The organism is Terasakiella sediminum, from assembly GCF_033100395.1.
GTDB lineage: Bacteria > Pseudomonadota > Alphaproteobacteria > Rhodospirillales > Terasakiellaceae > Terasakiella.
This window is the reverse complement of the sequence record NZ_JAWLVJ010000046.1, coordinates 1-8,176: the sequence shown is the minus strand read 5'-3', so window position 1 is coordinate 8,176 and position 8,176 is coordinate 1. Positions and strand designations below refer to the sequence as shown.

Annotated in this window: 7 protein-coding genes and 1 pseudogene; 3 read left to right on the top strand and 5 right to left on the bottom strand. The window is 51.1% G+C overall.

What is annotated here, in order from left to right; genetic code table 11:
• Nucleotides 1–93: 93 nt before the first annotated feature.
• The 3 genes and pseudogenes from RYZ26_RS19475 to RYZ26_RS19465 all read left to right on the top strand — a co-directional run.
• Nucleotides 94–543: pseudogene (locus RYZ26_RS19475) on the top strand (universal stress protein); the annotation flags it as partial.
• 89 nt (nt 544–632) lie between these two features.
• Nucleotides 633–2,813 (top strand): methyl-accepting chemotaxis protein, encoded by a 2,181-nt coding sequence (locus RYZ26_RS19470; RefSeq protein WP_317684928.1) that lies wholly within the window; start codon nt 633–635, stop codon nt 2,811–2,813.
• A 27-nt stretch (nt 2,814–2,840) separates the two neighbouring features.
• A complete protein-coding gene (locus RYZ26_RS19465; protein WP_317684927.1) occupies nt 2,841–3,206 on the top strand; it encodes a SirB2 family protein in 366 nt (121 codons plus the stop codon).
• A gap of 65 nt (nt 3,207–3,271) precedes the next feature.
• Here the strand turns inward: RYZ26_RS19465 and RYZ26_RS19460 are convergent, their stop codons facing one another.
• The 5 genes from RYZ26_RS19460 to RYZ26_RS19440 all read right to left on the bottom strand — a co-directional run.
• Nucleotides 3,272–4,447: an LL-diaminopimelate aminotransferase gene (locus RYZ26_RS19460; RefSeq protein WP_317684926.1), complete on the bottom strand. Its 1,176-nt coding sequence runs from the start codon at nt 4,445–4,447 to the stop codon at nt 3,272–3,274.
• An 18-nt stretch (nt 4,448–4,465) separates the two neighbouring features.
• Nucleotides 4,466–5,497, bottom strand: coding sequence for a YeiH family protein (locus tag RYZ26_RS19455; RefSeq protein WP_317684925.1), 1,032 nt, complete (start codon nt 5,495–5,497; stop codon nt 4,466–4,468).
• 56 nt (nt 5,498–5,553) lie between these two features.
• Complete coding sequence (gene pta / locus RYZ26_RS19450; RefSeq protein WP_317684924.1) at nt 5,554–6,549, bottom strand: phosphate acetyltransferase; 996 nt, start codon at nt 6,547–6,549, stop codon at nt 5,554–5,556.
• A gap of 26 nt (nt 6,550–6,575) precedes the next feature.
• Nucleotides 6,576–7,565, bottom strand: a complete 990-nt coding sequence (gene thiS / locus RYZ26_RS19445) for a sulfur carrier protein ThiS (protein ID WP_317684923.1) — start codon at nt 7,563–7,565, stop codon at nt 6,576–6,578.
• A 171-nt stretch (nt 7,566–7,736) separates the two neighbouring features.
• Nucleotides 7,737–8,176: thiamine pyrophosphate-dependent enzyme (locus RYZ26_RS19440; protein ID WP_317684922.1), on the bottom strand; the 440-nt coding region annotated here is incomplete at its 5' end.

Below are 8,176 nucleotides of genomic sequence, written 5' to 3'. Positions count from 1 at the left end.
ATATCTTGGTTTTTTCATTTCGAATCTCCTGCACTTAATATACGAGAAAATTCTACTTCTAAGGACCACTAAAAATCGGGGGTATTACCTACCGACTTATCCGAAAATGCCATCTATGCGTTTCGTCATGCGGCCTTTCTTGCCAAAGTGACAGGGGCAGACATCCATGTGCTTCACGTGTTGGTCGAACTGCCAACCGAAGCCCGCGTTACCATCCAGTCATATATGATGAGCGCCAAAGGCCGCCATGATTTTGCCGAAGCTCGCGGCGAAGTGGCCCGTGCCCATCTGGACAAATGCCATGATGAATTTTTCGCTGAACTGGATGAGGAAGATAAATCCATCCGCGATCAGATCAAATCTATCGAGATCGTGGAAGCTTATCCGGCAGAACAAATCCTCAAAAGCTCGGTCAAGCATGGCTGTGACATGATCGTCATGGGGGCCCACGAAAAGGGGCTGACCCATACGTTTCTGGGCAGTGTGGCGAAAAGTGTCTTGCGTCGTTCGCGCATTCCGACACTGATTGTGCCGCTCCCTTAAGCAGACCTGCCTGCGGCATTTAAGAACCGCAGCTCATAAAAAAACTATCCGTCATTCAACTTTTTTGCATGCGCAGAAAGGAATAGATTATGTCGTCTCAAATTTCAGGGCAGAAGACCGTGCGCTTTGGTATCGGCGCGAAGCTGCTCCTTTCCTTCGTTGGGCTTGCGTTGCTGAGTATTATTACAGCAACCGTGTCCTGGAAGAGCCTGCGTGATGTTAATGACAGCCAAACGCAGATCATTGACAAAGATATCCCGACCATCAAACGTGCCCTGGAACTTGCCCGCCAAAGCGTGCAACTCACCGGGGCCGCGCCGCTTCTTTATGCGTCACAAACGAAAGAGCAGGGCGAAGAACGCTTTGCCAGCCTGAAGATTTCCTACAATCAACTGATCAAAAAACTGAACCAGCTGGATAAGTCTATTTCCAGTCATGATGAGGTTGAGGTGCTGAGGAAAAACCTTGTTGGCATTTGGACCAAGTTGGAAGAGGTCAATAAACTGTTGGGCAGCAGTCTGATCATGCAGGAAACACGCTCTAAAAAAACGCAGACGATCTTAAAAAGCCGCACGGACCTGCAAAATCACATCACGCCGATTGCCAAAAAAGCCAAATCCACCATGCTGTTCACCAACCTTGATTGGGAAGAGATGATAGAGGAAACCCGCGATGGTAATCTGGATGTAGATGTTGAAGGCGCAACAGAAAAAAGCATGTCGGCCCTTAAAGCCATGGAAGGCGGGCTGAATTTCAAGGCCGAAGGTAATTTGTTATTAAGTCACCTTTTGGAAGCCATGGACAGCCATAACGCTTTTCAGGTCGAACAGATCAGAACCCGCTACACCCAGTCCTTGGCCGCCGTTGCCAATCAATTGAGTAATCTGAAGAAAGCAAAGGTCAATGTGTCAAAGCTGGATCCATTGTTTAAAACCTTCGTTGATCTGGGCAAGGGGGAAGGTAACGTAATTGATGCGCGTCTGGAAGAATTAAAGCTCAACAACCAGTCCAAATTGCTGCTGGAAGAAAGCAAGCAAGTTGCCAATGCCATGATGGTCCAGATTGATAAAGTGGTTGGTGTGGTCAATCAGGAACTCAAGAAAAGTGAAGAAGCCAATGCGGCGCTGTCGAAGCGCACCAACGTGGTCCTTTTGACGTTGGCTGCTTTATCTGTGGTGATCTCCATTCTGGTCAGCTGGCTCTATATCGGGCGTAATGTGGTGCATCGCCTGAACCTGCTGGCCAATTCCATGATGGAAATTGCAGAAGGCAATCTTCAGACCCGTGTGCATCGTGATGGCAATGATGAACTTTCTGAAATGGGTAAGGCACTGCGTGTCTTTCGGGAAAATGCCAAGGAAGCGGTGGCTTCAAGTGCGCGTATTGAACGTGAACGTCAGGAAGTCGCCATCCAGAAACGTAATGATGAATTGGAACTGGCTGATGGGTTTGACAATTCCGTCGGGGAATATATCCGCCAGTTGTCCGCTGCGGCCAATTCTATGAACCAGAATTCACAGAATATGAATATGCTGGCTACCCAAGTGTTGGAAGAAAGCCAGACTGTTGCCAAGACATCCGGGCAGATCACCGGCTATATCGGCGGGGCAGCCTCGGCTACCGAAGAACTTAGTGCATCCATTCAGGAAATCAGTCGCCAGGTGGCCCAATCTGCCGAAATCTCAGGCGAGGCGGTGGCAGAAGCGGCCAGCATGAACCAGGTGATGTCATCGCTTCACAGCGGGTCACGCCGCATTGGCGAAGTGATTAATCTAATCAATATTATTGCCGAACAGACCAATCTGCTGGCCCTGAATGCCACCATCGAAGCATCGCGTGCGGGCGAAGCTGGCAAAGGCTTTGCGGTGGTCGCCAGCGAGGTCAAGAACCTTGCCACCCAGACAACACAGGCCACAGATGATATCGGTCAGTTGATTCAGCAGATTCAGCAAGAAGTGGATCAGGCCGTCCATGCGAATGAAAGCATCACGCATGTCATTCAACGGATCGATGAGATTTCAACCGGGATTTCGTCTGCTGTGGAACAGCAAGGGGCGGCGACCAAAGAAATCAGTCAGACCGTGCAGGATGCGGCCAAAGGAAGTCAGCAGATTACACAGAGCATTTCCAGTGTGTCTGAGGTTTCCACCAAATCGGGTCAGGCATCCTCTGATCTTCTGAATGTGTCTGAAAGCATGAATGCGCTGACGAGCGAACTGTCTGACGAGGTTGATCAGTTCCTCAACGAAATACGTCAAAAGAAAATTTAAAAAGCCTAAATTCTTAAGGAGAAAATAATGGAAACGCTCTGGCTTAAATTACATCTGGGCTTCTTGCTCATCAGCATTGTTGTGTTTTTGGGGCGCAATGTGCTGGCATTTGCAAAACCTGATCTGGCAAACCATAAACTGGCGCTGATTGCGACCATGGGGTCCATGCTGATGGTTCTGATCTCAGCTGGTCTGCTTGCCAGCAATTCAGCGATGGAAACCGCCTGGCTGATGGAAAAAGGCATCGGCCTTGTGGGGTATGTGATCCTGGGGATATTGGCGCTGAAACCGACCACAGCTGTTGTGCCGCGTCTGGGCTTGAGCCTTGTGGCCATCGCGTTCTTTGCCGCAACCGTGATGGTTGCCAAGCAACATGCACCGATGTTCTTGTAGACGTCGCTGAACCAAAAGAAAAAGGCCTGCTCGCGATGATTTGCAGCAGGCCTTTTTTTATTTTGTTATTTGTTCAGGAAGGCTTTGATATTGCGAATGGCCTGACGGATGCGCTGGGTGTTTTCCACCAGCCCGATGCGGATATGGCCGTCGCCATGTTCGCCAAAGCCGATACCCGGTGCCACGGCAACCTTGGCTTCGGTTAGCAACAGCTTGGCAAATTCAAGTGATCCAAGGTGTGCGAATTTTTCAGGGATCGGGGCCCAGGCAAACATGCCTGCTTCCGGGGCGGGAATATCCCAACCTGCAGCCGCCAATCCATTGATCAACACGTCACGACGTTCTTTATAAACGCCTCGGATTTCTTCCACACAGTCCTGCGGACCGTTCAGTGCGGCAATGGCGGCGACCTGAACTGGTGTGAAGGCCCCGTAATCTAAATATGATTTGATGCGGGTAAGGGCTGCGATCAGTTCTTTATTCCCGGCTGCAAACCCGATACGCCATCCCGGCATGTTGTAAGTTTTAGACATGGACGTAAATTCAATGGCGACATCTTTCGCGCCTTTGACCTGCAGAACAGAAGGCGGTGGCGTGTCGCCATAATAAATCTCTGAATAAGCCAGATCAGACAAAATCCAGATACCGTGATGCTTACAAAAGCTCACGACTTCTTCATAGAACTCAACGCTTGCAAGTTCTGCTGTCGGGTTGTTGGGATAATTCAGGATGACGGCGGTTGGTTTGGGTACAGAATGCTGAACTGCACGTTCCAACGCATCAAAGAAGGTCTGATCCGGCTTGATCGGAATATTGCGCACAGACGCACCGGACATGATGAACCCGAACGGGTGGATCGGATAGCTGGGGTTTGGGACCAGCATCACATCACCCGGGGCTGAAATTGCGCTTGCAAGGTTTGCAAGGCCTTCCTTGGACCCAAGCGTCACGATATTTTCACAATCCGGGTCAATCTCAACTCCGAAACGGCGCATATAGTAATTGGCATGCGCCTTTCGAAGGCCGGGGATACCGCGAGAATTTGAATAACGGTGCGTGCGCGGATCGGCCACGGTTTCTACCAGCTTATCAACGATATGCTGGGGCGTGGGCCGATCCGGGTTGCCCATGGCCAGATCGATAATGTCCTCGCCTGCCGCACGCGCGGGGATTTTTAGTGCGTCAACTTCAGCAAAAACGTAAGGGGGCAGGCGGCGGACATTATGGAAAGTCTGGCTCATTTTCTCTTGGCTTTCTTTTTATAGGATGAATTGAATCCCCAACAGGACCCAAATCGCAATAAAGGCTGTTTCCAGGATCATCAATGCCACAGGACCGAAGCCAACTTCAACAAGTGATTTCAAAGAAGTCTTGATACCAAGGGCTGCGATAGCTGTCACCAGGAACCAGCCGGATGCCCCAATCATTGGTTCGCGCACAACATCTGGCACATAACCCATAGTATTCAGGAAGACCAAAATACAGAACCCAATGACGAAGAAAGGAACCGGCAATTTGCCGCTATCTACTTCCACATTTTCCTGTTTGGCTGCCCACATCTTAAAGCCAACGCCCAGAACGAATACCACAGGGACCAGCAATGCAACACGGAACAGTTTGGTGATGGTGGAGATATCACCTGTGCTTTCAGACAAACTGTAGCCTGCACCAACCACTTGCGCCACGTCATGGATCGTTCCGCCCAGGAAGAGGCCTGCTTGTTCATCTGTCAGACCAAGGGCCGTGCAGATAATCGGGTAAACGATCATGGCGATGGTAGACAAAGTCGTTACGGTCAGAACGGCGAAGATGGTGTTACGTTCCAGTCGGTCATCTTTTGGCATGACAGAAGAGATGGCGAGTGCCGCAGAGGCTCCACAGATACCCACTGAACCACCGCTCAGGATACCAAAACGCCAGGTCCGGCCCATGGCTTTGTTCATAACCGCGCCAAAGGCAATGGTCAGAAAGACCCCGCCTGCAACCCACAAAATGGGCGCTGCGCCAAGTCCGACAACCTGATCCACCGTGATACGCAGACCCAAAAGGGCAACGCCTGTGCGCAGGATCATTTTGGACCCGGACTCAATCCCCGGACGGCATGCTTTATCTTCCATCAGGAAATGCAAGGCCATGCCGAGCAAAAGGGCAAAGAGCATTTGCGGGGCGCCATAATGTTCAGACAGAAATTTGGCAGCTGCCGCAATGATCAGACAGATGGCAATGCCGGGGAAAAGGCGGGTAACTTTGGACAAGGCACCTGTTTGTGCCGTCATGGTGGTATCAGTCATGGGAGTGGTCCCTTTATTCAAAGACGTTGTTTTTTTATACGTTTTATCTGTTTGTTTTATGCTTGTGCCTGAACGACAGTCACGGCAATCATGCGAAAGACTGCATCGGCGTCACAGCCGCGTGACAGGTCGTTGGCCGGACGTGCCAGGCCTTGCAGGACGGGGCCGATGGCTTTGGCTTTACCAATTCGTTCGGCCATTTTGTAACCGATGTTGCCAGCTTCCAAATCCGGGAAGATCAGGACGTTGGCGTGACCTGCCACATCTGAATCAGGGGCTTTGCTTTCGCTGACGCTGGGCACGATGGAGGCATCAAGCTGTAAATCGCCATCCACATGCAGATCAGGACGCAGGGCTTTGATGCGATCTGCGGCATGGTTCACTTTATCTACATGTGGATGCGATGCGCTTCCTTTGGTCGAGAAAGAAAGCATGGCAATGCGCGGGTCAAGCGCCAGAAGACTAGCCGCGCTATCTGCCGCAGCAATGCCAATTTGTGTGAGTTCCTCTTCATTCGGGTCAACCACGAGACCACAATCGGCGAAGACCAACGCGCCTTTCATGTCGTGAAAAGGCTCACACAGCATCATGATAAAAAAGCTGGAGATCATAGAATAGCGCTTGTCCACCCCAATGATCTGAATGGCAGAACGCACTACATCGGCTGTCGTCAGCTGTGCGCCTGCGACAGACCCATCGGCAAAACCAAGACGGACCATCAGGTTGGCAAAGTTCTGGGTCTTTGCCACTTCCACGCGGGCTTTTTCTTCCGTCATGCCCTTGTGTTTACGCAGTTTGACCAGTTCCTGCACAAAGCCAGGGGTGAATTTGGACGCTGTCGGATCAACAACCTGCAAACGTTCATCCTCAATCCAGTTTTGAGTCAACTGCGGCAGGATTTTATCTTTGCTGCCCAACAAGGTGATGTGGGCAATGCCTGTATCCAATGCGCGCAAAGCACCTTCGATCACACGGGGGTCTTCTCCTTCGGCCATCACGATATGTTTTGGGGTGGCTTGGGCGCGTTCAACAAGATCGTCAAAGGGTTTCATGTCTGTTTCTTTCTCAAGTTTTTTCTTTAGATCAGGCCTGCAAGCGGGCTTGAGGGATCAGCATATTGTTTCTTGGGCATACGACCTGCCAGATACGCATCACGCCCTGCAATGACCGCATGTTTCATGGCGTTTGCCATGCGTACCGGGTCCTTGGCTTCGGCAATGGCTGTGTTCATAATCACCGCATCACATCCCAATTCCATGGCTTGGGCAGCATCCGATGCAGTGCCAATACCCGCATCAACAATCACCGGAACGTTGGCGTTTTCTTTGATGATGCGCAGGTTGACCGGATTGAGGATACCAAGACCGGACCCGATAGGGGCGGCAATCGGCATAACGGCTGATGCGCCTTCTTCTTCCAAGGCCTTGCAGAAGTTTGGATCGTCCGAGCAATAAACCATCACATCGAAGCCTTCTTTTTTCAGAACCTTCAATGTTTCCAGTGTTTCCGGCATGCGGGGATAGAGCGTGCGTTTGTCGCCTAGAATTTCCAGCTTCACCAAATCCCAGCCGCCGATTTCGCGCGCCAGACGTAACGTGCGAAGGGCGTCTTCTGCGGTAAAGCAGCCCGCAGTATTGGGCATAAATGTGTATTTTTGGGGGTCAAGATAATCCATCAGCATGGGTTCGTCTGCCTGCGTCAAATTGACGCGGCGCACAGCAACCGTGATGATATCGCATTCTGAAGCCTCAACGGCTTCTGCGTTTAATTTGTAAGTGTCGTATTTGCCTGTGCCTGTGATCAGGCGGCTTTTGAAACGACGTCCTGCCACAACGAAATCTTCGTCGGTTGCGGGCGTTTCAGCATGATCACCCCCACCGATGATGCGCACGATTTCCAATTTGTCACCGTCTTGTAGTTCGGCATGGTCATAGGTGGATTTGGGGACGATTTCGCGGTTGCGTTCAATCGCGACTTTGTCAGATTTATAACCGATATGTTCCAGCATCTGCGCCACGTTCAATGTGGTTTCGAATTTAATTTCTTCGCCATTGATGATGAGTTTCATGATCGGTCCTTCTTTCGAAAAAAGTCTGCGGTTTCGATCTCTATGGATGTCGGAAAATCGAAACCGCAGGAAGTTGCACCTCTAGGGAGAGGCTGTAGGGGATCGGCCGGAAAGATCGAGGGGTCCGGCCGACAAAGTCAGGGGGTTAGGGAAAACCCCCTGATAACAAGGTTAGACGTCACCTTGTTGAGGGCGCATGTCAGCAGCGCTGACTCCTGCGACTTTAACGGGCTTCTTCATCGCATCGCGACGGAAAGGCTCGCCCAGTTCCTGGTTCAGGATAACTTCGATGAAGGTTGTTTCACCTTTATCCTGATCTTCAATGGACTTCTTCAATGCAGCCGTCAGTTCTTCCGGTGTGCGAACCTGAACGCCGTTCAGACCACAACCTTTGGCAACTTCTGCATAGTTCAGTGTGCGGTTCAGTTCTGTACCAACGAAGTTGTTGTCGAACCAAAGCGTCGTGTTACGCTTTTCCGCACCCCACTGGTAGTTACGGAAGATCACCATGGTGATGCCCGGCCAATCGCCACGACCGCAAGATCCCATTTCGTTCATGGAAATCCCGAAGGCACCGTCACCGGCAAAGCCGATTACTGGCGTGTCAGGCT

Excerpts from the sequence above, each read along its gene's own strand:
- RYZ26_RS19470 (WP_317684928.1), top strand. The coding sequence starts at position 633 with ATGTCGTCTCAAATTTCAGGGCAGAAGACCGTGCGCTTTGGTATCGGC.
- RYZ26_RS19465 (WP_317684927.1), top strand. The coding sequence starts at position 2,841 with ATGGAAACGCTCTGGCTTAAATTACATCTGGGCTTCTTGCTCATCAGC.
- RYZ26_RS19460 (WP_317684926.1), bottom strand. The coding sequence starts at position 4,447 with ATGAGCCAGACTTTCCATAATGTCCGCCGCCTGCCCCCTTACGTTTTT.
- RYZ26_RS19455 (WP_317684925.1), bottom strand. The coding sequence starts at position 5,497 with ATGACTGATACCACCATGACGGCACAAACAGGTGCCTTGTCCAAAGTT.
- pta (WP_317684924.1), bottom strand. The coding sequence starts at position 6,549 with ATGAAACCCTTTGACGATCTTGTTGAACGCGCCCAAGCCACCCCAAAA.
- thiS (WP_317684923.1), bottom strand. The coding sequence starts at position 7,565 with ATGAAACTCATCATCAATGGCGAAGAAATTAAATTCGAAACCACATTG.